This window comes from uncultured Shewanella sp. (genome assembly GCF_947495455.1).
In the GTDB taxonomy this organism is placed as follows: domain Bacteria; phylum Pseudomonadota; class Gammaproteobacteria; order Enterobacterales; family Shewanellaceae; genus Shewanella.
This window is the reverse complement of sequence record NZ_CANLZC010000084.1, coordinates 1-26274: the sequence shown is the minus strand read 5'-3', so window position 1 is coordinate 26274 and position 26274 is coordinate 1. Positions and strand designations below refer to the sequence as shown.

At 41.9% G+C, this 26274-nt stretch carries 17 protein-coding genes and 1 riboswitch; of the genes, 6 read left to right on the top strand and 11 right to left on the bottom strand.

What is annotated here, in order from left to right; genetic code table 11:
- Positions 1 to 1300: 1300 nt before the first annotated feature.
- The 7 genes from thiH to Q0791_RS18415 form a co-directional block, all read right to left on the bottom strand.
- Positions 1301 to 2410, bottom strand: a complete 1110-nt coding sequence (gene thiH / locus Q0791_RS18445; RefSeq protein ID WP_299009589.1) for a 2-iminoacetate synthase ThiH — start codon at positions 2408 to 2410, stop codon at positions 1301 to 1303.
- A 142-nt stretch (positions 2411 to 2552) separates the two neighbouring features.
- A complete protein-coding gene (locus Q0791_RS18440; protein WP_299009586.1) occupies positions 2553 to 3320 on the bottom strand; it encodes a thiazole synthase in 768 nt (255 codons plus the stop codon).
- 109 nt (positions 3321 to 3429) lie between these two features.
- Entirely contained in the window at positions 3430 to 3717 is a 288-nt protein-coding gene (thiS, locus tag Q0791_RS18435) for a sulfur carrier protein ThiS (protein ID WP_299009583.1), read from the bottom strand.
- Positions 3717 to 4757 carry a HesA/MoeB/ThiF family protein gene (locus tag Q0791_RS18430; protein WP_299009580.1) on the bottom strand — a complete coding sequence of 347 codons (1041 nt, stop codon included), beginning with the start codon at positions 4755 to 4757 and terminating at the stop codon, positions 3717 to 3719. Before Q0791_RS18430 ends, thiS begins: the two co-directional genes overlap by 1 nt.
- Positions 4744 to 6564: a thiamine phosphate synthase gene (thiE, locus tag Q0791_RS18425; RefSeq protein WP_299009579.1), complete on the bottom strand. Its 1821-nt coding sequence runs from the start codon at positions 6562 to 6564 to the stop codon at positions 4744 to 4746. The genes Q0791_RS18430 and thiE overlap by 14 nt, the downstream gene beginning before the upstream one ends.
- A 2-nt stretch (positions 6565 to 6566) precedes the next feature.
- The gene (gene thiC / locus Q0791_RS18420) at positions 6567 to 8672 is read right to left on the bottom strand and encodes a phosphomethylpyrimidine synthase ThiC (RefSeq protein ID WP_299009576.1); all 2106 of its coding nucleotides are present in this window, start codon (positions 8670 to 8672) and stop codon (positions 6567 to 6569) included.
- Positions 8673 to 8896: 224 nt separating this feature from the next.
- Positions 8897 to 8996: riboswitch (TPP riboswitch) on the bottom strand.
- A gap of 180 nt (positions 8997 to 9176) precedes the next feature.
- The gene (locus Q0791_RS18415) at positions 9177 to 10316 is read right to left on the bottom strand and encodes a hypothetical protein (protein WP_299009574.1); all 1140 of its coding nucleotides are present in this window, start codon (positions 10314 to 10316) and stop codon (positions 9177 to 9179) included.
- A gap of 163 nt (positions 10317 to 10479) precedes the next feature.
- Between Q0791_RS18415 and Q0791_RS18410 the strand changes: the two genes are divergently transcribed.
- From Q0791_RS18410 to Q0791_RS18395, 4 genes are all read left to right on the top strand, one after another.
- Positions 10480 to 11187 (top strand): hemolysin III family protein, encoded by a 708-nt coding sequence (locus tag Q0791_RS18410; RefSeq protein ID WP_299009571.1) that lies wholly within the window; start codon positions 10480 to 10482, stop codon positions 11185 to 11187.
- A 348-nt stretch (positions 11188 to 11535) separates the two neighbouring features.
- Positions 11536 to 12750, top strand: a complete 1215-nt coding sequence (locus Q0791_RS18405) for a pyridoxal phosphate-dependent aminotransferase (RefSeq protein WP_299009568.1) — start codon at positions 11536 to 11538, stop codon at positions 12748 to 12750.
- 129 nt (positions 12751 to 12879) lie between these two features.
- Complete coding sequence (gene yfbR, locus Q0791_RS18400) at positions 12880 to 13467, top strand: 5'-deoxynucleotidase (protein WP_299009566.1); 588 nt, start codon at positions 12880 to 12882, stop codon at positions 13465 to 13467.
- 9 nt (positions 13468 to 13476) lie between these two features.
- Positions 13477 to 14811: an anti-phage deoxyguanosine triphosphatase gene (locus Q0791_RS18395; RefSeq protein ID WP_299009564.1), complete on the top strand. Its 1335-nt coding sequence runs from the start codon at positions 13477 to 13479 to the stop codon at positions 14809 to 14811.
- Positions 14812 to 14921: 110 nt separating this feature from the next.
- Here Q0791_RS18395 and Q0791_RS18390 read toward each other — a convergent pair whose 3' ends face one another.
- The 3 genes from Q0791_RS18390 to Q0791_RS18380 form a co-directional block, all read right to left on the bottom strand.
- Positions 14922 to 16394 (bottom strand): hypothetical protein, encoded by a 1473-nt coding sequence (locus tag Q0791_RS18390; protein WP_299009561.1) that lies wholly within the window; start codon positions 16392 to 16394, stop codon positions 14922 to 14924.
- A gap of 303 nt (positions 16395 to 16697) precedes the next feature.
- On the bottom strand, positions 16698 to 16838 hold the full coding sequence (locus Q0791_RS18385) for a hypothetical protein (RefSeq protein ID WP_299009557.1): 141 nt from the start codon (positions 16836 to 16838) through the stop codon (positions 16698 to 16700).
- Between the two features lie 54 nt (positions 16839 to 16892).
- Positions 16893 to 18353 (bottom strand): hypothetical protein, encoded by a 1461-nt coding sequence (locus Q0791_RS18380; protein ID WP_299009554.1) that lies wholly within the window; start codon positions 18351 to 18353, stop codon positions 16893 to 16895.
- Between the two features lie 801 nt (positions 18354 to 19154).
- On the opposite strand from Q0791_RS18380, the gene adhE reads away from it, so the two are divergent.
- Positions 19155 to 21755: a bifunctional acetaldehyde-CoA/alcohol dehydrogenase gene (gene adhE, locus Q0791_RS18375; RefSeq protein ID WP_299009551.1), complete on the top strand. Its 2601-nt coding sequence runs from the start codon at positions 19155 to 19157 to the stop codon at positions 21753 to 21755.
- A 75-nt stretch (positions 21756 to 21830) separates the two neighbouring features.
- Here the strand turns inward: adhE and Q0791_RS18370 are convergent, their stop codons facing one another.
- Positions 21831 to 24002, bottom strand: a complete 2172-nt coding sequence (locus Q0791_RS18370) for a malate synthase G (RefSeq protein WP_299009549.1) — start codon at positions 24000 to 24002, stop codon at positions 21831 to 21833.
- A 452-nt stretch (positions 24003 to 24454) separates the two neighbouring features.
- On the opposite strand from Q0791_RS18370, the gene Q0791_RS18365 reads away from it, so the two are divergent.
- Positions 24455 to 25861 (top strand): YHYH protein, encoded by a 1407-nt coding sequence (locus Q0791_RS18365; protein WP_299009547.1) that lies wholly within the window; start codon positions 24455 to 24457, stop codon positions 25859 to 25861.
- Positions 25862 to 26274 lie beyond the last annotated feature (413 nt).

Sequence of the window (26274 nt, the reverse complement as noted above, 5' to 3'; positions counted from 1 at the left end):
AGAACCCGTATATAAGTTCGCATTTACTCATTTTACTGAACAAAAAGGTTGATTACTCACGGGAGTCCATATAAGAGACTTGGCCGTTCCTTAGCATCCCTATTCTTTACCCAATAACAGGCACGGCATTCATAAATCCGTTTATATCGACGTCGAACTGGCATTTAAACAGGGACATTGTTATTTAAAACAATAAACAATAAGCTAAAACCTCCCCCACTCCAACCCATTGAAGAAAAATAAACAATATTACCTTCAAATCGAAGGAGCCGACTGCTTTTGCTTGTAAAACTCAGTGTAAATGCAAAAATAACCATCGAAGGCAGGGCGAAGATTACAACAATAATCGTTTTGAGCGAGAGGCATGGATGCCGAACTGGCTCTTAAACAGGGATGATGTTTGATTTCGTTGAGCCTATCAGGCCAAATATATTCTCGACATATTTTGGCATTTCCTCCATCCTTGGAGATCAGATATTTACAAGCATGTCCCTATCTAAAAACCAGCTCAGATAATACCAAAAAAGCAACATTGATAAATCTGATTAAGCAACGCTTAATCCTTCCGCAGACAGCAATTCAAATCAATAAGATCAAAAATTAAAGATTAATCGCGTATTCGAAAAAAGCCACTTCTTTATTCTCTTTGCTTTTGACGTTAGATCCCCATTGGAGCAACTTCTAAGATTCGATAAAAAATGGCGTGATTAAGACAGGACGTCGAAAATAGCCTTAGTTGAACTAGGGACAGTGAATATAAGGCGGTAGCTATTTTTGTGAATCGAATATAGAAGTGCATTGCTCCGCTGGGCGTTATGGAGATTGTAAAGAGGATAAGAACGAGCAGTCCTCTTTACCCCAGTGTGAGTGGGAACTCACGACTTACCATTAAGCGAAGCTTAATATATAGAAAGCCTGCGGCAAGCAATTCAAAACAATAAGCTAAAAGCTAAAACCTCCCCCATTCCAGCCCATTGAAGTAAAATAAATAATGTTACCTTCAAATCGAAGAAGCCGACCTCTTTAGCTTTTCCTCTTTGTTTTTAAACTCAGTGTAGATGCAACTGTGACCGTTGATGGCAGGGATGCCATCGCCGAGCTTACTAGGACGTACTTGCAGCGTGTCACAGAGGTATCTGCACAAGAGCCTGCGGCAGGCAATCGACTTAAATTACAATAAACAACTCAAATCAGATAACTTATACCAATAACGTTAGTGACTAACCTCAGTGTGGACGGACATCCACGTTCTTTCATTAAGCGAAGCTTAATTCATAATCAATAGTTCACTAACAGTGAACTATCCCCACCCCCTTTCCCAATCTTTCCATACTGGATTTAAGCCTTTATTCATCATGGCATGCGCCACTTGCTGACTGCTGCGCTCATCGCTGATCTCAAACTGATCCAGCTCAGTATTGGGATTACTGTAGCCGCCCGGTTGAGTGGAGCTGGCCGCACTGGCATGCGTCACACCCAGTGGAAACAGATTATCACGCAAACTTGGCGATTCTCGCGTCGATAAACTGATTTCTAATTCATGATTAAACAAGCGAAAGGCGCAGATCATTTGCACTAAGCCCAAATCCGTGAGCGCCACTTTGGGCTCAACGCCTCCCGTACAAGGACGCAGCCTCGGCAAGGAAATGCTATAACGACTGCGCCAATAAGTTTGCTCTAAATAAGACAAGTGATGCCCCATCAATAAGGCATCAAGACGCCAGTCATCTAAGCCCAGTAACACCCCTAAACCAATTTTATCCACGCCCGCCTGTGCCACTCTATCTGGCGTCTCAAGCCTAAAAGCAAAGTCTTGCTTTTTACCACGAGTATGATGGGCCGCATAGGTTTGTCTCTGATAAGTTTCTTGATACACCATAACAGCATCTAAGCCTTGCTCAACTAAGGTGCGGTAATCCTCAACAGACATGGGCTGCACCTCTAACGCCACATGATTGAAGTGCTGTTTTACTTGGGGTAAGACTTGACTGAAATAGTCAATGCCAACTTTAGTTTCATGCTCACCTGACACCAAAAGGATCGAGTCATACTGCATGGCTTTAATCAGCTTTATCTCATTGTCTAATTCTGTGGCGCTTAATATTTTACGCTTAAGCTTATTGCTCATGCTAAAACCACAATAATCGCATTCGTTAGCGCATAAGTTGGACAAATATAACGGCAAAAACATGCCAATATTCGCCCCAAAACGCTGGCGAGTCAGCGCCACCGATTGCGCAGCCATTTGCTCAATATAAGGCTCAGCGGCCGGTGACAAAAGGGCCAGTAAACTCTCAAGCTTGCCACGAGGTTGTAATAAGGCTCTCTCGACGTCCTCGGCCGTGGTGGAATACAAGGCCAATTTTAATTCAGCCTGAGGAATATCCTTAAAGACATCAATAAAACTCATCAGTTAACCTATTGTTTATTTTGATTAGCAAACAAAAAAATAACTCAAACAATGCATTAAACTCTATTTATTTGACACTATTTATTTGACACTATTTATTTAACACTGTCGTCATTTAAAAAAGTGTCGCATTCTCACTTATCTAGCCTTGCGTTAAAAAGCCAGTGAGTGGACTGGTGTTCACTGCATGAGCCGAGACCGCGCCGAGTCCAGCAATATAAGCTTCTCGACCCGCTCTCACTGCACTGGCAAAACAGCGGGCCATCACTTCAGGTTGGGGACTGCTGGCAATGGCCGTATTGACCAATACCGCATCCGCCCCCATCTCCATGGCTTGACAAGCTTGTGACGGCGCGCCAATGCCCGCATCGACAATCACAGGGACACTCGATTGCTCAATAATAATGCGTAGAAAATCGGCAGTCATTAACCCCTGATTTGAGCCAATAGGACTGCCCAGCGGCATGACGGCAGCGCAGCCCACTTCTTCTAAACGACGACACAATACAGGATCGGCATGAATATAAGGCAATACCACGAAGCCTTTATCACATAATATTCGCGCCGCTTCTAGAGTCTCAACTGGATCGGGCATCAAGTATTTAGGATCGGGATGAATTTCAAGCTTCACCCAATGTGTGCCCAATACTTCTTTGGCTAACTCGGCGGCAAACACCGCCTCTTTGGCGTTGCGCGCTCCGGCGGTATTAGGCAATAACTTGACCCCACTTTGTTTTAGGGGGGCTAATATATCCTCAGAGCCTTCCACAAGATCGAGACGTTTCATGGCCATAGTCACTAGCTCTGAACCTGAGGCATTTAACGAGGCTAACATGTCTCGGCTGGAGCGAAACTTGCCTGTTCCCGTTAATAAATGTGAATGAAATTCAACATCGGCAATTTTTAACATTCTATCCTCCTAGCCCAAGCGCTTTGAGATGTCATCGCAGGCGTAAAACTTGTCCATGCCAGTGAAGAAACGTGAATGAAACATCATTACATCGGCAACTTTTAGCATTTTATCCTCCTGCCACAACGGTAAACACATCGATTTTATCTTGATGCTGACAAACTTGAGTTTGCCAAAGGCTTCGAGGCACAACCCCTTGGTTCACCACCACGGCGACACTATTAGGCTCAATATTAAAACGTTGCAGTAATTGCAGTAAGGTCACATCTGGCGCCACATTCACAGCTTTATCATTAAAGAAAACAGCCTGTTCAACTGTATTTGATACAGCTGGGTTCGCTCCAGCTTGGTTTGAGTCTAATACTGTGTCCTCTTCAACAAGGTGATCCTCATTCATCAGGCGCTCCTTAAATCGTTATGAATACTGGCATCACTAGCTCTATCATTAAGTGCTCCGCTATCAAGAGTTCCGCCATTAACAGAATTGGCATCAAGATTGGTCTGCGCAGCGCACACTGAGCACTGAGGATCCCTTTGCCGTTTAACCCCCTGCCACTGCAGCGTTTTACCATTGAGGCGCCATAATTGCTTCAAGCTGCTCTCAGATCCAAGAGAGGGCTCAGGGCTATGACTTAATTCAAGGGAATGCTCAGGGCTGTTCATCAGCTCAAGGCTACTCTTTGGTTTAAGAGAGGGCTCAGGGCTATTCATTCGCTCAGGGCTGGGATCCGTTTGATGAATGCCCAACAAGGTATTCAGCGCCAACAAACATTGCATAGAAGCCATCACGCCCACCATAGGACCTAACACCCCCACAGTGCTACAGGTTTCACTGACTTGCATGTCACTGGGAAATAAACAATGATAGCAACCTGCACTTGGAGCTCGGGTTAAATCCACTTGTAGGAGTTGTCCTTGAAAGTTTGCCGCAGACGCAGAAATCAACGGCGTCTTAAATTGCACACACACACGATTAACAAGATGGCGAGTGGCAAAATTATCTGTGCAATCAAGTACCAAGTCAGCATTGGCTAACTCAGAGCAAATGGATGCAAGCGCAATCGTTTCCTCATCCAAATAAGATCCAATGGCTCGAATGTCGCAATCCACATAAGCCCGTTGCAATTTATCTTGAGCACAGCGAGCTTTAAACTGCCCTAGATCCGCATCACTAAAGAGTAATTGACGAGGTAAATTAGACAGTTCCACCTGATCGCCATCGATAAGGGTTAACCACCCTACACCTGCTGCCGCCAGGTATTGCGCCGCCAAATGCCCAAGGCCGCCAATGCCCACAATGATAACATGATGCCTTTGCAGCTGACATTGCCCCGCTTCACCCACTTCAGGCAGCAACACCTGACGGGAATAACGCATAAAGGTTTTTGAGGACAGTTCATTTGCTTTACTGCTATATTTACTGCTATATGGGTTCATGGATGGCTCCATCTGAATGACTCCATTTTAGTGATAAGTCGCTAAACGCATCCGCTGGCGATGCCGCCTGCGTGACCGCTCGTACCACTGCAATATCATCCACCCCTGTGGCTTTCACTTGCTCAAGCCGAGACTCATCAATGCCTCCGATGGCAACCAGCGGATAATGTCCTTTTATTAAAGAAACATAACGACTGAGCTTATTCAGCCCTTGTGGCGATGACGGCATGACTTTGGTTGTAGTAGGGAAAATATGCCCCAGCGCTAAATACGAAGGAGACAATTGACTGGCCAATAACAATTCAAAATAGCTGTGACTGGAAACACCCAGCGCCACATTGGCGGCGCTCAATGCGCGAAGATCGGCAACCGTCAGATCTTCTTGGCCTAAATGCACGCCATAAGCACCATGCTTGATTGCTAATTGCCAGTGATCGTTAATGAATACCCGCGCTCCATATTGCTGACCTAAGGCTACAGCTCGAATGATTTTCTCTTCTAGACTTTTGTCCTTTAAACTTTTTTCCTTCGAACTTTTTTCCTTCAAACAAGGATCATCTGAGTCCTTCACCCTCAGCTGAATAGTTTGTGTGCCTGCCGCTAACAAACTCGCCAACATATCCACATCATTCACCACAGGGTATAACCCAAGTGGGCCATTAATGGGCGTAAATGGCTTGTCTAATTGACGTAACGACACAAGCTTTAAATCCCATTGGCTAGCTTTCCCTTGATAACGACCTTGGTAACGACCTTGATAACGATAACAAGCGTCTAAGCCTTGGTAACGAGAGTCAAACAGTGCTTTCGCCATATATTGGTGTGCATCATGGGACTGTGTTTCATCAGCTTCTGACAATTCGTTATCCCCTAACATGACAATACTGGGAAAGTCGCTCAAGGTGTTCGGCCAGCCCAATCTTGCCAACACGCCTGCACCGCTACCTGGCTGATAGCTAGCTTTTAAACCCGCACTCACATAGGCCTTGGCCACCACAATAGCATCGTGAAGCACAAACCCTGAAGCCATCACCGCCGCAATCGCCGCTGACAGAGTACAACCTGTGCCATGGTTATTGTGAGTATTCACTCTTTCATTGGTTAATAAAAAACCGCCATTTTGATGATCACGAGATACCTCAGGCACAGCGCCACACACAAACACATCATGGGCCCATACAGGATCCCATGTGCCACCAGCATCCCCGCCTTTGGCTAACACGGCGCAATCAAACTTTAACGCCAATTGTTTTGCCGCTTGTAAACAGGCACTGGCATTAGGTAAAGGGTTATCCACTAATAAACCTAACTCTATGGCATTGGGCGTCAGTAAAGTTAATAAGCCTTTAAAGCACTCAAAATTTAATGCATTTTGTTCATTCAGTGCATCACCACAACTGGCTAACATCACAGGATCGAGGATCACGGGCACTTGGCACTGCATATCACTTTGATACGCAGCCAACGTCTCTTTCAACCAATTAGCCACCAGCTTGAGCTGAGCCTGACTGCTGAGTAAACCAATTTTTATCGCCTTAGGCGGCATGTCAGTGAGTAAGGTATTGAGCTGCGCAAGCAACATGGCCTCAGATACCCCTTCGACTAAATTCACTGCCACTGAACTTTGCGCCGTCACAGTACTGATGACAGAGCAAGCATGACAGCCTAAATCTTTCATGGTAGCTAAATCGGCCTGAATGCCTGCACCGCCGCCACTGTCTGAACCTGCTATGGTCCAGACGATAGGTTTAGGCTCAAATGTATCCACCATAGATGATTTAGGCTCGAATAAATCTGCCTTGGCCATGGTTATACCTCATCAATAGCAAGCGCTTGGGCTTTATCATCAGAGGATTTTTCAGCCTGTTTTGCATCCATACCTTTTTCTAGGCGCTCATTATTAGAGTGCTCATTATTTAAATGCTCATCAGCAAAGACGGCCTTTCCAGCCTCATGATAGAGCTCGGCCCCTTGCTCTTTAAAAGCTTTTGACATTTGTGCCATCCCCTGCTCCGCCACTTCTTGGGGACTCATTTTGGTTTTAAAATCACTATGGCTTCCAATGGAAACGGTTTGAACAAGCTGCTCTGTGCTGGCGCCACTGGCATTAGCTTCAAGGCTTGCCGCATAATCACGCACATCTTGAGTTATTTTCATTGAGCAAAATTTAGGTCCACACATAGAGCAAAAGTGCGCCACTTTAGCCGACTCTTGGGGTAAAGATTCATCGTGATAGGCTCTGGCCGTATCCGGATCAAGTCCTAAGTTATATTGATCTTCCCAGCGAAATTCAAAACGCGCTTTCGATAAGGCATTGTCTCGCACCTGCGCCCCCGGATGACCTTTGGCCACATCCGCTGCATGAGCCGCAATTTTATAGGCAATCAAACCTTGTTTGACATCTTCTTTATTGGGCAAACCTAAATGCTCTTTAGGCGTGACATAACACAGCATAGCGCAGCCGTACCAACCTATCATGGCCGCTCCAATACCTGAGGTAAAATGATCGTATCCCGGTGCAATATCTGTGGTTTGTGGGCCTAAGGTATAAAACGGCGCCTCATCGCAATGCTCAAGCTGCTTATCCATGTTCTCTTTGATGAGGTTCATGGGAATGTGGCCTGGGCCTTCGATGATCGTTTGCACATCGTATTCCCAGGCAATTTTCACTAGCTCGCCTAAAGTTTCTAGCTCGGCAAATTGGGCTTCATCATTAGCATCTGCTATGCAACCAGGACGCATACCATCACCAAGAGATAATGACACATCATAAGCGGCGCACAGCTCACAGATCTCTCTAAAATGCTCGTAAAGAAAGCTTTCTTTATGGTGTGATAAGCACCACTTGGCCATAATCGAGCCACCCCGTGACACCATACCCGTTAAACGCTTGGCGGTCATAGGCACATAGCGCAATAACACTCCCGCATGAATGGTGAAATAATCCACACCTTGCTCGGCTTGCTCAATAAGCGTGTCTCTAAACACTTCCCAGGTTAGGTCTTCCGCCACGCCGTTCACTTTTTCAAGGGCTTGATAGATAGGCACAGTACCAATAGGCACAGGGGAATTACGTATGATCCACTCACGGGTTTCGTGAATATATCGTCCCGTTGATAAGTCCATCACAGTATCGGCGCCCCAGCGAGTTGACCACACGAGTTTTTCGACTTCCTCTTCAATAGAGGAGGTCACCGCCGAGTTACCAATATTGGCGTTCACTTTCACTAAAAAGTTACGCCCAATGATCATAGGCTCAGCTTCGGGATGATTAATATTAAGAGGAATAATCGCGCGGCCACGCGCCACTTCGGTGCGCACAAATTCAGGAGTGATAAGCTCGCCAATGACAGCGCCAAAGCTTTCGCCTTTATCTTTTTGAGTAAGAATAGGATCCGTCACTTCTGCTCGCGCCATGTTTTCACGCAGTGCAATATATTCCATTTCAGGGGTAATAATACCTTGACGAGCATAATGCAATTGTGTGACACATTTGCCCGCTTTGGCCTTACGTGGCGGCAATAAGGTTTCAAATCTGAGATGATCTAACCCCTCATCGGCGAGGCGCTGTTGAGTAAAACCGGAACTGACAGCATCGAGCTGCTCGGTATCATTACGTTCATCGATCCAGGTTTCACGAAATTTATTTAAACCCGCACGCACATTAATGTTTGCATCGGGATCGGAATAGGCTCCGGCACAGTCATAGACTCTAATAGGCGGATTTGACTCAAACACGGGCGCCTCTTGAGTACCACTAACTAAAGTATCAGTTTGATGGATTTGGCGCATGCCGACACGCAAGTCTTCACGACTGCCGGTTAAATAAATCTTTTCAGAATTGGGGTGTTGTAATGGCTTAAGAGAATCAATAAAGGCTTGTGCATTGGCACGGGTTTCACGACGATTTGACATTAGCAATCTCACTTTAAAGTAGAAATGAAGTTGCTTGTCAGGAGGGTGAGAGTTGATCAGCGGGCATAAGCAAGATAGAAAAGACGCTCATACCAAAATAATTGCTACCTAATTTACAGTCTATGGCCTTAGTGGCTCAATAAAAACGTGTTTAATCACACGCCTAACAACATAGCGCAAAGCTTACATCTTACATAGCGTAATAGTAAGGCTTAGGAAGAAAAACAATTATACAGCTTGTTTCCTTCGCAGGTTTCAGCCTGATCAGGTTCAACGGATCCCGAATAAACGGTCTCAGCCATAAAGGCACTCCGACAAGATGCAGGCAGTATAGGCCTAAACCATTAGGCTTCACAAGGTTTTATTTTATCACGTCAACAGATAACAAATCGATTTTTTTGAGCTATAATTAACTGATAATAAATAACTAATTAGTATTAATGATATTAAATTCATTATTCAATCAAAATAATTCATGTCAATGAATGACAACACCTCGTTGTTTTATCTTTGATTAATTAAATTTTGAACGTTTTGTTTATCCTCATCAGGACTGCAACGATAGCCAATGGTCGACACTATCTCGGCATGGGGATTGATTTGTGTCGGTGTTTTAATCATGGGATAGCAAAAATCCCCCTTTTGAACAATACGACTGGGATCCATTAACTGACCATGGACTTGGGGCAAGTCTGTTACTGAGGGAGCCACTTGAGGTAAGCTCAGCGCATTGGGCTGTGGTGTCATATCACTCAAGGTCGCCGTCTCCGCCGTAGATAAAGCTTGTTCTTTGGCAAACTTGCTCACTTTACTCGCGTGTTCTTGCTTTAAATAAGACAGAGTCTCCTCGTCGAGTAAGCCATCAAATGAGCCATTGTTTATTTGGTTACTATTTGATGTATTAATATCTGAATTAAGCAACGTGAATGGATCGGTTTCATCAAATCTAAAACTCGCATTTGACTCATTTAAATGGGTCGCTTCTTTCATTGGTGTTTCGACTGTCGATTTTAGATTGACTTGCTTATTGAGCCCCGCTTGAGAGACAAGTAGGCTTTTTTCAGATGAAGCTTTTTCAGGCTGAGTTTTTTCAGGCAAAGACTTTTCAACCCTTTTCTTAAGGTCTAATACAACGTCTTGTTGCTGAGTGACTGGCTGACTTTCTGCCTTTAAAGCCGATTTCACTTTGCGGGACTCAGAAGTCATCTTCCTGTGAGCCATTGATTTTGGCTCGTCCATTTGCGGCGGGATCATTTTGACACCAAGAGATAAAGGCGTATTACTCTTGGGCTCGGGTGACACATACAAATAACTTTTCATAGCCGCTATGCTCTTAGGCCGTCTATTATCGACATTTTGTTGCCATAACCTATCGATGCAAAAAAACAACAAAACATGAAGCAAGCCCACGAGCAAAACAATCACATTAAGCCCATCATTTTCTTTCTTATGGGGCCATCTTTTTTCAAAAGGTTTTTCAAAAGGTGTTTGCAAAGACTCTATGAGATTGATGTTATTCGCGACATCAATCTGTATGGGTGAAAAAACAGATAGATTATTATTGATCAGGGCAAAGTCACACGCCTCTTTTTGCGCAGTGATTTTTCCTCTTGTCTTTTGTTTATCCCTTTCATTCTGATACATTTAACCAGATTTCCTGTGCCATTTTTTAACTAAATGTTATTTTTAATCCAACAATTAGAAGACAGGAAATGGCTTAAGTTCAATATAAAAAGTTCAATATAAAAATTCAAAGAGATGAAATACTGCTACACTGAAAAATGACAAGTCAAATAAGAAAAATAATATGCCTATAAAGCCGTTAGCCCAAAAAACAGCACCAACCTCTGAACAATCAGTCCCGCTCAATGACAACAAAGCCAGCATAGGTGAATACAGTATCAATGAAGAAAGAGCCAATACTCTCAGCCACGGCCTCGGCGTATTCGGCGGAATAACGGCACTATTTTTAAGCATCAACAAAGGTTATTACGTCCTTAGCCTATTACAATTAAGTGGTGTCATATTATATTGTTTAAGTATCATCTTATTGTTTCTGTGCTCCACTTTATACCACAATGCCAAAACTCACTATTGGAAGCGTCGATTTAAAATTGCCGATCATTGCGCTATTTATACTCTCATTGCAGGAACTTACACTCCACTTATGCTCATTAGCCTAAAGGGAGAAAAAGCCGATCTTGTTTTACTCACTATTTGGCTATTTGCACTGGGGGGGATCTTTTTTAAGGCATTTTTCACGGGTCGCTTTAAAGCCTTGAGTCTCTCTTTGTATCTAGGCATGGGTTGGCTTTGCGTGACGATGATGAGCGAGCTCATTGCAGGATTATCTCCTCTTGGTTTCAATCTGCTTGTTGCTGGCGGATTATGTTATACTTTAGGGGTCGTTTTTTATGTCATAAAAGCCATACCTTTTAATCATGCCATTTGGCATCTTTTTGTCCTTGCTGGTGCGACCAATCATTTCCTCTGCATTTATTTAACTGTCATTTAATCACCTTAACTCAAGGCCTAAGATCACGACTTTAGTCCAATGATGGGCTAATCTCATTAGATCAACGCCTAAGCGCTGCGTATTTTCTTGGACTTTTTCAAACAATCATTCCTTTTTAATAAAAACACCGCTAACTGCTTTCTTATGAACAAATACCAGCAAAAAAAATCAAAAAAGTACATAAAAATAGAATTTAAACCCAAATAAATTATTAAAAAACTTTTTTTCAGCATTAAATTCCATTTATTTACAACTTAACATGAATAAAAGACTTTAAAAGCCAAGCATTATTCGTTATTGTTTTGCTTTCTCATAAAGACAACTTTTTTTTGCATTTTCGAGGTGTAAATGCGCCCAATCATAAAATCCAACAAACTCGATGCCGTCTGCTACGACCTTCGTGGACCCGTACATAAAGAAGCAAAGCGACTTGAAGATGAAGGCCATCGAATTCTAAAGCTCAATATTGGCAATCCCGCGCCTTTTGGTTTTGAAGCCCCAGAAGAAATCGTTCGAGATGTCATTGCCAATTTACCTAGTGCGCAAGGATACAGTGAATCGAAAGGCTTATTCTCTGCCCGCAAAGCCATTATGCAGCATTATCAGTCTCAAGGCATTTTAGGCGTTGATATTGATGATATTTACATCGGCAATGGTGTCTCTGAGCTGATCGTAATGGCCATGCAGGGCTTATTAAATAATGGGGATGAAATACTGGTCCCTTCTCCTGATTACCCATTATGGACAGCTGCAGTCCACCTTTCTGGTGGTAACGCCGCGCATTATCGCTGTGATGAAAGTTCTGACTGGTTTCCAGATGTTGAAGATATCAAGAAAAAAATCACACCAAGAACCCGTGGATTAGTATTAATTAACCCTAATAATCCCACAGGCGCCGTTTACTCTAAAGCCGTGCTACTTGAAATTGTCGAACTGTGTCGTCAGCATGATCTTATTTTATTTGCCGATGAAATTTACGATAAAATTTTATTTGATGGCGCCGTGCATATTCCTGCTGCCAGTTTATCCGATGATATTTTAACTGTCACTTTTAACGGCTTATCTAAAAGCTATCGCGCTGCCGGCTTTCGAGTCGGATGGATGATGCTCACTGGTAATCTCAAGGCGGCAAAGAGTTATAAAGAAGGCTTAGACATGCTGGCATCGATGCGACTCTGCTCAAATGTGCCCAACCAACATGCCATTCAAACCGCTCTGGGAGGGTATCAAAGCATTAAAGAGTTAGTTCAGCCGGGTGGACGCCTGTGCATTCAGCGGGACACCTGTTATGAATTATTAAATCAAATTCCCGGCGTTAGTGTCACTAAACCTAAAGGGGCCTTGTATGCTTTCCCCAAATTTGATAATAAAAAATTCAATATTCGTGACGATGAGCGTTTGGTGCTTGATTTATTAAAAGAGAAAAAAATATTACTCGCACAAGGGACTGCCTTTAATTGGCCTGAGCCCAATCATTTACGGGTGGTATTTTTACCTTATAAAGAAGAGCTCGAAAAAGCCCTCACTGATTTTGGCGACTTTATGAGCGAATATCGCCAGTAATCCTCCTTTCTATCAAAAGCGCCATAAAAGCGATGATCTTCATCGCTTTTTTCATGACTTGCCTTGACTTTTTTTCACTAAGATGTGCTAGTGTATTAGGTATCCTTAAATCGCTAATAGAGGGATATAATGAGTCACCTTTTTGCTCACCTTGCACGCATGAAATTAATTCAGCGCTGGCCTTTGATGTACAATGTGCGCACTGAAAATGTACAGGAACACTCTTTACAAGTGGCCATGGTGGCTCACGTACTTGCACTCATTAGCAACAAAAAATTTGATGGCAATTTTAATCCGGAACATGCGGCCACATTGGCCTTATTTCATGATGCTAGCGAAGTGATCACAGGGGATTTGCCGACACCTGTGAAATATTTTAATAAAGATATTGAAACGGAATATAAAAAAATAGAGGCCATAGCCGAGCACCGACTGTTAGACATGGTGCCCGAGGAATTTAAGGCGGATTATCAAGCACTGCTTTGCTCTGAATATCAAGATGAAGCCTACCGACCTTTGATTAAAGCGGCTGACAGATTATGTGCTTACCTTAAATGCTTGGAAGAACAAAGAGCGGGTAACACAGAATTTGACAGTGCAAAAAGACGATTGGAAAATACGCTAGCCAACACACATTCACCCGAGGTTCACTATTTCATTGAACATTTTATTCCCAGCTTCACTCTCGATTTTGATGAAATAAACCGACTTTTATAAGGAGCGCCCATGTCTTACTCTCCTTGGCATGATAGACGATTAACCGAAGATAAATTAAGACGTAACGATCATCGCAGTCCTTTTCAGCGAGATCGCGCTCGCATTCTTCATTCTGCCGCCTTTAGACGACTGCAAGCAAAAACCCAAGTCTTAGGTGTGGGAATGAATGACTTTTACCGTACCCGCCTAACCCATTCTTTAGAAGTCTCACAAATTGGCACAGGCATTCGCGCTCAACTTAAGCGTAAACACCCAGAACTGAACTCGCTGCTGGACTCTACCAGTTTAATTGAGTCACTTTGCTTGGCTCATGATATTGGCCATCCTCCCTATGGGCATGGGGGCGAAATCGCCCTCAATTATATGATGCGAGATCATGGTGGATTTGAAGGAAATGGCCAAACCTTTCGTATTTTAACTTGTCTTGAACCCTATACCCAAGATTATGGCATGAACTTATCCAGACGAACCTTACTTGGCGTACTCAAATATCCCGCGCCCTACTCAGCGCTATATCAAGCCAATGGAGCGATACCAGTATCAAACCATCGACAGCTTCAGCCCAGTCAATGGCCGCCTGTCAAAGGCATATTTGATGATGATCTTGACATTTTACATTGGGTCCTCAAGCCGCTTTGCGAAAATGATAAGCAACTTTTTTTGCAGGATCACTTAACGCAAGCCTATCAACACAAAAGAACAAAATATAAATCCTTTGATTGCTCCATTATGGAGCTCGCCGATGATACCGCCTATGCCGTACACGATCTTGAAGATGCCATCGTCATGGGGATCGTCAGCTTGAATCAATGGCACAATGATGTTGCCATCCCCTTATCAAGAAGCCAAGATCTTTGGGTGGCCAATGAATTTGCTGCAATTGGTGATAAATTATTTTCTTCGCAGCATCATTTGAGAAAAGATGCCATAGGCACACTGGTCAATGGCTTTGTCACTGCGATTTATTTGGACGAAAATCCTGAATTTGAAGAACCTTTGCTCAAGTTTAATGCCAAACTTGAACCCGAATTTGCTTACGCGTTGAATATATTAAAGCAATTTGTGTTCAAATATGTGATCAGAAAGCCTGAAGTGCAAATGTTAGAATATAAAGGTCAGCAAATTGTCATGGAGCTCTTTGAAGCCTTTGAGTCTGATCCTATGCGATTACTGCCACTGAACACACAAGAGCGATGGCAATATAGCCTTGATAATGGGCTTAATCCACACAGAGTCTTATCTGACTATATTGCCGGTATGACCGACGAATTTGCCGCTAGATTACACCAGCAACTCTTTAGCACGCATTTAGATAATATCATGGAGTTGAAAAAAAACGCTTAATCAATGATACATATCGCTATATCAACATAAAAGCGGGAGCATAGTCTGCTCCCGCTTACATTTGATGTGTATTAACCTAAATCTAATACGCTTTTACTGTGAAGTGTTATTTACCAAATATCAGACCAATCCCAATCAAAGTTTGCAAAAGGATCTTTAACTTGCGTCTTTATCTTCCAATTACCTTCACTGTATTGATCCGTATAGGCAAGCCAAACTCGACTTTCTCCTGCTGCTTGTTTGGCCTGGATCAGACCTTGATTTTGAATGTAAGTCTGAGGAGTAGCAAAGGTATACTTTCCGTCAGTTTCAGCAGCACATATTGCTTTGCCTTCACTCCATTGACCCGTGCCAGTTGTCACATACCATTCATCATTATCATTTTTACAGGCAAAAGTTCGAATACTTTCACAAGACAGATCATTAAATCTGCCATTGGAATGAGACTCAGCGCAGTCTTCCCCATCACCATAAACATTTGGCTCCCCTTTATTCCAACTCCAAATGGCACCTGTTATCCTATCGCTGTCTGCATAGCCCAACATGTCTAAGCCAATAAAATTCGCCCCACAAGCCAATAAGCTTTGCATATCATCAGCTGTGATATTTTCACTATCATCACGGCCAGCTAATAAAGACGCAGCGATAGTTCTGTCTTCAAAATACCTCAGCCAGCGCCCATCAGCAGGAACCTTACACGCACCTTGTCTTGCATCTTTCGCTTTTCCTCCATCCCAAGCTGTACCACCAAAGGCCCAAGTCTGCCATTCACTGGATGCTTGACAGGTTTGACCTTGGCCAAATAGGAGCACTTGTTTACCTTGATTCAAAATAGCACTTTTAGACACATCCATAGGCAGGTTCTGGCAACCTTCTCCCTGCGGGCGATACACTTTATCACCTATGGTTTGATTTAAATAACTAATGGCTTTGTTATACTCCCCTCCTTCCATGAAATCTTCAATATAAATAAAAATCACATCATTTGGATTATCAGCCAACCAATTATTAATTTCTGTTAAGCCTTGTTTAAAAGTTCGGTCAAACACACTGCATGCGCCGTCGGATATTTCTCCTTTCTCTTTTCTATGACATAGCATCAAATCCATGCCAGTGCGCACATTGAAATCATAATGCACATCTAACTCAAGGGATACCATACCCGCATTAAGTTGGTCGTATAAAGACAACCTATGATTAGGATCAATATAAGATGTCCCATTAGAATAATCGGTCGCATTAAAAGAGTTATGAGTGCCAATAAATAAAGCATCATTCAAAGGTAAAGCATGATCGAGTCTATTTTGCAAACGTAATGCTTTAATTCGCCAAGCATCGGTATCGAGTTTATAATCATGAATCCCCGCATTGCCTATGTTCCCAACAAGCTCAACCACATCATCAACAGGGTCAAGCACTTCATCGACCGCCTCTTCGATAGGTTCAATTATCTCATCTTCAATGGGATCAATAATATTATCATCGACCCATCCACCAATATCACCAAATATATCTGCTTGTACTGGAATACTTGTCAATAACCCCATAAGGATCGCACTAGATACTAAGGTTCTTTTTATCATAATTATCCCCTGAATATATTTATTCATTTATTATTAGTTTTTTATTGTTATACATTTCTCTATTTAAATAATGTGTTTAATCTTTATTTCCTCCTTACTCTTTCACACTGGGTTTTCATTAAAAAAGAAAGTGCATAATCACCATGTTATGCACGCTTAAAATATGAATGCGTTATTCCCACATTAATAAATAATCAGGCGAAAGACATATTATTGATTTATCCTTCACACAGTGATTGAACAATATCAAGAATACGTCATTCAAATACTGATAAATAATCAAATAGAAGTCATATTATGGATTTATTCTTCACACAGTGATTTATCAATATAAAGTGCGCCTAAACTGTCCACTTCAGAGCCTGCTGCGCCATAAAAACCAGCAACACAAGCATCACTGACAATCGTCTGACAAGAGCCTTGCTTAGAACCTCTTCCTTTCACTTGACCATCGTTAGTGGTGCACTCGATATAATGAACTGTGTCACATTCGCAATATTAACGAGTCAAATGCACTAAACTTTCACCGGAACCTGCGACATTTTCCGCATTAGCGGTATTCAGTTTGGTATCAATCACCCATTGACCTTCATTTGAAAAGTCATTATATGATAACCATACCTGCTCCACTCCAGCTGCGGCTTTCGCTTGAATTAAGGAATAATTTTGTCTGTAGGTCATTGGAACTGAAAAGGCGTACTCTCCATTAGTCTCATTAAGGCACATTTCTTTACCTTCACTCCATCGACCAGAATCTGCGGTAATATACCAATCATTATCATGGCTCTTACAAGCAAAGCGGCGTTTTTTAAGACATTGAATGTCCCCAAAATGACCATCGGCTAATGATTGTGCGCAGTCTTGATTATTCTTATTATTCGGCTCAGCTTTTTTCCAACTCCAAATCGCGCCTGTTATTCTGTCTGTACCCGCATAACCTGTCATATCCAAACCAATAAAATTCACATCACAAGCCATAAGGGCTTGCATATCACTTCCAGCAATGTTCTCACTTTCCTTTCTTCCAGCCAGAACTGCCCCCGCTACCGTTCTATCTTCAAAATATCTCAGCCACTTACCTTCACTTGGGACTTTACATTTTCCATTTCTCACATCCTCCACTTTTCCAACATCCCAACCACTGCCACCAAAGGCCCAAGATTGCCAATCAGATGGCGCACTGCAGGTTTGCTTACGACCAAATAAAATCACTTGCTTACCTTGGTCAAGCATATCTTGTTTAGACACATCCATGGGAATGGACTGACAGCCGTCTCCTTGTGGGCGATACACTTTATCACCAATCGTCTGATTTAAATATCCTATCGCCTTATCGTATTCATCGCCTTCCATGAAATCTTCAATATAAATAAAAATGACATCCTCTTTATTTTTATTTAACCAATTATTGATTTCAGTTAACCCTTGTTTGAATGTTCTGTCATAAATACTGCACACTCCATCTGATATTTCGCCATGCTCTTTTTTATGGCATAACATTAAATCTGTGCCAGTATTCACATTAAAATCGTAATGAACATCAAGTTCTAATGCCACCATGCCTGCATTTAATTGATCCGTTAGTGATAATCTATGATTAGGATCAATATAAGATATTCCATTAGAGTAATCACTCGCATTAAACGAATTATGAGTACCAATAAATAACGCATCACTCAAAGGCAGTGAATGATCGAGCCTATTTTGCATGCGTAATGCTTTTATCGCCCACTCACTAGTATCAAGTTCATAATCATAGCCTTGACTACCATCAAACAGTGTAATGACTTGGCCAATATCATTAATCGTATTGTCTATATCATTCAAACTTTCTTCGATAGGATCAACAATATTGTCATCGAACCAATCACTAATATTCGAAAATATATCTGCTTGCGCTGGAATGCTTGTCACCAATCCCATAATAATCGCGCTCGACAATAAACTTTTCTTTATCATAATTATCCCCTCAATATTTTTATTATTGTTTTTATTTGCATTTGTATTTAAATGAAATCCTCCCTTACACTTTCAACTCTTTGCTTTTATTAGGTTATGCACCATAAATATTATTTTCAATGTAAAAGTGCTCAACAATTAAGTAAAGAAGAGTAAACAAAGAAGAGTAAAAAACAAACAAGGTGAATAATTATCGAATAACTTATTCCTTTTAGATACAGCTCATTGAATTAAATAATAATCAAACCATATAAAAATAAAGGTTATTCCCCCCAAAAGACTTAATCAATCAAGTCTAGTTTTATCAGACACTTAAATTTCCATATTAAAAATGAAACAAATGTATGAAACATTTGTTAAAATAAAGGTCCATTCAATGAGTTAAAAATGCATATCTTTTCATGACTTTATTAAACAATCACTTAAATTTAAATCAACAACTAAAAATGCAAAATGTATCATTAACATTGCAAAGAAACCATATAAGTTAAATAAACGATAAAATATTAACAAATTTAACACATACCTACATATAAATAAACACTTCTTAGCATTTAGTTCAAGTAAACAGCTTGAGGCCATTAACTCTCAACCCATCACTTTATCTCTTTGCCACTGCAATGTTTGATCAAATTATCTTCATTCATCTCATAACGAATTAACCTTACTTTTTGCATGTGATTTTGTTCACAGTTATTTCGGTCAAATCAAGGTATTTTATCTATAGTTGATAAGACAGCTGAAAAATTCCATCGAAGTCAATGTATTTCAAGGTGTGCTGTATTTTTTATTGGAGACGTTATGACTGTCACAAATGAGCAAACACTCAATCAATTAATTCATCGAGTTAAAATGGCTCAAGCCCATTTTTCCACGTTCAGTCAAGAACAAGTAGACATTATCTTTAGAGCAGCAGCATTAGCCGCAGCGAATGCAAGGATCCCATTGGCTAAACTGGCTGTAGAAGAAACACACATGGGTGTGATGGAAGATAAAGTGATTAAAAACCACTTCGCTTCAGAGTACATTTATCACAAATACAAAGATGACAAAACCTGTGGTATTTTAGAAGAAGATCCCACCTTTGGTACCATCACGCTTGCTGAACCCGTGGGCTTGATCTGCGGCATTATTCCAACAACCAATCCCACTTCAACCGCCATTTTTAAAGCCTTAATTAGCCTTAAAACCCGTAATGGCATTATCTTTTCGCCTCATCCTCGAGCCAAAAAAGCCACCATTATGGCGGCAAAATTAGTCTTAGATGCCGCCATTGAAGCTGGCGCACCAAAAGACATTATTGGTTGGATTGATGAGCCTAGTGTTCCTCTTTCACATCAATTGATGACACACCCAGATCTTAATCTTATTCTTGCAACTGGTGGCCCAGGCATGGTGAAAGCGGCCTATTCATCGGGCAAACCAGCCATTGGTGTTGGAGCGGGCAATACCCCTATCGTCATTGATGAAACCGCCGATATAAAACGTGCCGTCAGCTCCATCATTATGTCAAAAACCTTTGATAATGGTGTCGTATGCGCTTCTGAGCAAGCCATTGTGGTGGTTGATGAGGTTTATGATCTTGTCAAAACACGCTTTGCAGAACATGGCGGTTATATACTCACTCAAGCAGAGCATGATGCGCTGCAAACCGTTATTTTACAAAATGGTGGATTAAATGCGGATATTGTTGGGCAAAGCGCCATCGATATTGCTGCCATGGCAGAATTAACTGTGCCTGCACAAACTCGAATTTTAATCGCCGAAGTCACTGACATTAATAATGAGGAAGCCTTTGCACACGAGAAACTCTCCCCATTACTCGGTATGTATCGCGCAACAGACTTTAACGATGCCGTTAATAAAGCCGATGCCTTAGTCAAACTTGGGGGCATTGGCCATACATCCGGGCTTTATACCGATCAAGATACACAAGAGCAACGGATAAAAGACTTTGGTTTTAAAATGAAAACCGCACGTATTTTAATCAACACTCCCGCATCACAAGGGGGGATTGGCGATCTTTATAATTTTAAACTGGCACCCTCACTGACATTAGGATGTGGTTCTTGGGGAGGAAACTCTATTTCTGAAAATGTGGGCCCAAGTCACCTCATTAATAAAAAAATGATCGCTAAGAGGGCTGAAAATATGTTGTGGCACAAATTACCTGCCTCTATTTATTTCCGTAGAGGGTGTTTACCCATTGCACTTGAAGAAATAAGTGATAAAAAACGCGCCCTCATTGTGACTGATAAATACCTGTTTAATAATGGCTACTGCGACGAAACCATCAATATATTACAAGCACAAGGGCTAGCCACTGATGTGTTTTATAATGTCGAAGCCGATCCCACTATGGCAACCGTTGAAGAAGGCGCCAAACTGGCACTTAATTTCCAACCTGATGTCATTATCGCTCTGGGCGGGGGCTCGCCCATGGATGCCGCTAAGATAATCTGGGTCATGTATGAACATCCTGATGTGCATTTTGCCGATTTAGCCCGTCGATTTATGGATATTCGTAAACGTATCTACACCTTTCCCAAAATGGGTGAAAAGGCCATGATGATTGCGATCCCCACCACATCAGGAACGGGATCAGAAGTGACACCTTTTGCTGTGGTCACCGATGAAAAAACGGGCATGAAATACCCCATTGCGGATTATCAACTCACGCCTAATATGGCTATTGTGGATCCTAACTTAGTGATGCACATGCCAAAAACACTGACCGCATTTGGCGGTATCGATGCAGTCACTCATGCGTTGGAGGCCTATGTGAGTGTCATGGCCAATGAATACAGTGATGGTCAGGCATTACAAGCCCTCAGCCTATTGTGTGAATACCTTCCCGATGCTTATGAACATGGTAAAAATGCCCCCATAGCGCGCGAGAAAGTCCATAATGCTGCCACCATTGCAGGTATCGCCTTTGCAAATGCCTTTTTAGGCGTATGTCATTCACTCGCCCATAAAATTGGCGCAGAATTTCACCTTGCACATGGTCTAGCCAATGCCCTTCTCATCACCAATGTCATTCGTTTCAATGCCACAGATATTCCCACCAAACAAGCTGCTTTTAGCCAATACGACAGACCAAAAGCACTTTGCCGTTATGGTGAAATCACCGATCACCTTAAGTTAGGGGGTGATAATGCACAAGACAAGTTACAGTTACTAATTGATAAAGTAGAGGAATTGAAATTCAAAATTGGGATCCCTCCTTCTATTCAAGCCGCTGGTGTCGATGAGGACTTATTTATGAGTAAACTCGATGAGTTGGCCGAAGAGGCCTTTGACGATCAATGCACAGGAGCAAACCCTCGTTACCCGCTGATCAGTGAACTCAAGAATATTCTTATTGCCAGTTATTATGGCAAAGCTTATCAAGATGAATAACACCTTAAGTTAACGTCTTCTTGCTGTGCTTAGCCAAATATCATAAAGCCCGCTATAAAGCGGGCTTGTTCTTGACTAATTAATCTTTGCCTTAATGCGATATTGATGCAATAAAGGCTCAGTATAGCCCGATGGCTGAGTTTGTCCTTTAAAAATCAGATCGCACGCCGCTTGAAAAGCCAATCCCGTATAATCAGGGGACATAGGTTGATAAAGCGGATCCTCCCTGTTTTGGTTGTCCACCACCTTGGCCATTCGCTTTAATGCAGACATCACTTGTGCTTGAGTACAAATACCATGCAATAGCCAATTAGCCATAAGCTGTGAAGAAATCCGTAAAGTCGCCCTATCCTCCATCAAGCCCACATGATTAATATCGGGTACTTTTGAGCAGCCAATGCCTTGATCAACCCAACGAACCACATAACCTAAAATACTTTGTGCATTATTATTCAATTCTTGTTGAACTTGTGCAGGTGTTAAGCCTTCATCAGCTGACATTAAAGGCAAAGTCAATAAGGTATCAATATTGGCGCGAGTATTTTGTTTAATGCGATTTTGATACGCCTTAACATCAATCAAATGATAATGGGTTGAGTGTAAAACGGCCGCAGTAGGTGAAGGTACCCAAGCCGTATTCGCTCCCGCTTCAGGGTGAGTAATTTTATCAGCCAACATGGCGGCCATTTCATCGGGCATAGCCCACATGCCTTTACCTATTTGCCCATGCCCTTGTAAACCACACGCCAAACCTATATCCACATTCCAATTTTCATAAGCTTCAAGCCAGGAAGCTTGCTTCATTTGCGATTTTGGCACCATAGCTCCAGCATGCATCGAAGTATGAATTTCATCCCCAGTGCGATCTAAAAAGCCAGTATTAATGAATACCACTCTGTCCTTTGCTTCTCGAATACAGGCTTTCAAGTTGAGTGTGGTTCTGCGCTCTTCATCCATGATCCCAAGTTTGATCGTATTTTGTGCTAACCCTAACGCCGCTTCAATTCGAGTAAATAAAGTGCAAGTCAATGCAACCTCTTCAGGGCCATGCATTTTAGGTTTCACAATATTAACGCTGCCAGCTCGACTGTTCACTCGACCATTATTCAAGCCTTTCAAGTCATGCATAGCAGCTAACACGGTCAGCATACCGTCCAGTATGCCTTCTGGTATCGCCTCATTATTTTTGTCCAGTACAGCATCTGTCATCATCAAATGCCCAACATTACGCACAAACAATAAACTGCGTCCCGGTAATGTCAGTGACTCTCCTGTGGGAGTCAAATAATGACGATCATCTCGTAAAGTGCGTGTAATAACGTGCCCATTTTTATTGATTTTTTCACTCAACACCCCTTGCATCAGTCCCAGCCAATTTCGATACACTTCAATTTTATCTTCACTGTCTACCGCCGCAACTGAATCTTCACAATCCATAATGGTTGTGACTGCCGCCTCAACCAATAAATCTTTCACTCCCGCTTTATCCATTTTCCCAACATCACTTTGGCTGTCTATTTGAATATCGACATGTAGCCCATGATTTTTAAGTAAAATAGATGTCGGTTGTTGACATTCTCCTCTGTAGCCCACAAATTTACTGGGCTCAACTAAGGCAGTAATGCCACCATTCTCCAACGCAACTTGCAATAGCCCCTCTTCGATGAAATAGCGAACCGCATCAGCATGACTGCTATTGTCTAAAGGTGCGACAATATCTAAATGCTGTTTGGCAAATTGAATCACCTTTTCTCCTCTAACAGGATTAAACACCGCCCCTTTTTCAGCGCCGCCATCCTCACTAATGGCATCGGTTCCGTATAACGCATCATACAAACTGCCCCAGCGAGCATTGGCCGCATTTAACGCAAATCGCGCATTTTTTACAGGTACCACTAATTGAGGCCCTGCTTGCTCAGTGATTTCACTATCGACATTATTCGTCTCAACAGAAAAATCATCAGCCAATGGCAATAAATAGCCGATATCCTGTAAAAACCTTTTATAACGCACAGGATCAAACGCTTCACCTTGATGCGCTCGATGCCAATCATCAATTTGAGATTGAAAGGCTTCCCTTTTAACTAACAAAGCCTTATTGATAGGCGTCAGCTCATTAACAATATTTTCAAACTTAGCCCAAAACTCATTGGATTGGATCCCTATTCCGCTCAACATTCTTTCATCAACTAATTGCCATAACCCTGTCGCAACACTCAGTCCACCCACTTGTATACGTGTCGTCATAAATCCATCCCAGATAAAAAAGAACAATGTTCAAAAGGAGAATGTTATTCGTTACAGCATTCATCCAATTAAAATAGCAAACATGCCATTTTTTCAGTCTATCTCAACGCACTTTCATTTCACTAATTTATCATGGTTATGATTAACATTTATCAAATGAATAATCAGTCTCTCGACATGACACAAATGATAAAGACTTATTTCAATTAGAGAAACAATTTCAATACAAGTGATTAAAGTCATATCACTTTAAAAGGAAAAGAAGACATATCAGATGGTTAACAATGACTTACCCCATTAAGACCAATGTCAGCTTTTGTCAAAATTTAGCATAACTATGTAAAATTAAATAATATTAATGATGTAAGGGTAAAGTTAAATTTTAATCATTTATCCCAGTTATTTTTTACTTTAGCCTCAGGAAGCTAATGATAAAAACACTGGAGAAATAGATGAAAAAAAATAAATTAACTCTCACCATTATTGCGTTATTATCGGTACCGATCACCAGTTATGCGATAAACAATGCCCATAATAAGCACAATAATCGTGAGCACCAACAAAACAATCAATCTAATACGTCACAATCTAATACCAATCATACCAATACTGAGACTAGTAATGAGTCAACCAGCTCATCGAACTGGATCATCAATAATGACACCACCTCAACGTATATCTACCAAAGTGATGGCACCAGTATTTATGAAGATGTTCAAAGCGCTGAAACCGTCACCCTCACTGAGAATAATCAGGATGTGAGTTACACTTATGTAGAAGCGTCAGGGATCCCAAAATATGACGTCACCATGACGCAAGATATCATTGACGAGCTCAATAGCAGGCCCAAAGCCGATTCCGATTTTTTTAATGGCGCCACGACAGCTGAAGTCGGCGAACTGATTTTATTTGGTCAAGATATTGGTTATAACAGCAGCAATGAAAATTGTGATACCACTGGTGGTGCTGGCTATTGGCCACCTGGCCCAGGTTGCCCGACCATTCAAGAAAAACAAGCCTATTTTCCTAATGATCCCACTGAAACCGACACCACTTGCGCAACTGGGCTTGGCATGGTTGGCCTCATGGTTAATGGTACCAGTATTTATAACTGGGGAGACGGCCAAACCGAAGGAGATGGCATTTGGTACAACCTAGCCCCTATCGCAGAGCAATATGACGTGGATATTTGTGGTGGTCATGCGGCCAATGGCGATTATCATCATCATGCCTATACCTCTTGTTTGGCCGATTTAGTGGGTGATGATGGCAGCGGCCATTCACCAATATACGGTTATGCCGCTGACGGTTACCCTGTTTATGGCCCTTATGAAAGCGCCGACACTCTCGCTATCAGTGGGTGGGTTGTCAGGGACTATGGTAGCGACACCAGTGAGGGGGGCTGTGGCACCGAAGGCTTAAGAACCTGTATTCTTGTTGACGAATACGATATATCACAAGGTGTCGAGCAAGTGGAAGCAGGTCCGGCTATTGGTGAAACTGTCACCAGCTTGTCAGGTAATACTTTTGAAGCCGATTCAGGTTACTTCTATGAAGATTATTACTATGCAGGCAACACAGTAACAGGCCCACAACTGGATGAACACAATGGCCATGATACTGGCGATGGTAAAGGTTATCACTACCACCTCACGTTAACAAAAGATGATGATGGTACATTATCAGTCGCCTTCCCTTTCACCATTGGCCCAAATTTTAAAGGGGAACTGGCGGATAACTCCATTGCCACCTGTGACACCGATGGTCTGCCTCCTATGGAAGGCGGTGACGGTAATAACGGTAATAACGGTAATAACGGTAATAACGGTAATAACGGTAATAACGGACCAGTCAGATAACCTTCAAAATACATAATACAAGTAGCGCATGATATATGCAGGTTATATCATGCGCTACTTTTATACTCGATCAATCATCCCCATCGAACTGGTTTAATCCAAGCTGTAAAATACGTATTGGCTGCATATTTTAATACCATCAACATTAAAAATAACATGAAGCAATATTAAATAACACTCATTCAATCACGCCATATATACCACAAATATGAGAGAGCGCTTCTCTATTAAATAAAAAAGCACCATAACACTATTAGAATCTAAAACGATTAACATCTTATAAAAAACCAAAATAAGACACAATCTTATTATGAAATTGTGCTAGTACGATAAAAGCTGACGTGGTTTAATTGATACGACTAACCCAGTTAAGACATAATTGATTTAACTGGAGATTGAAATGAAAACACGTA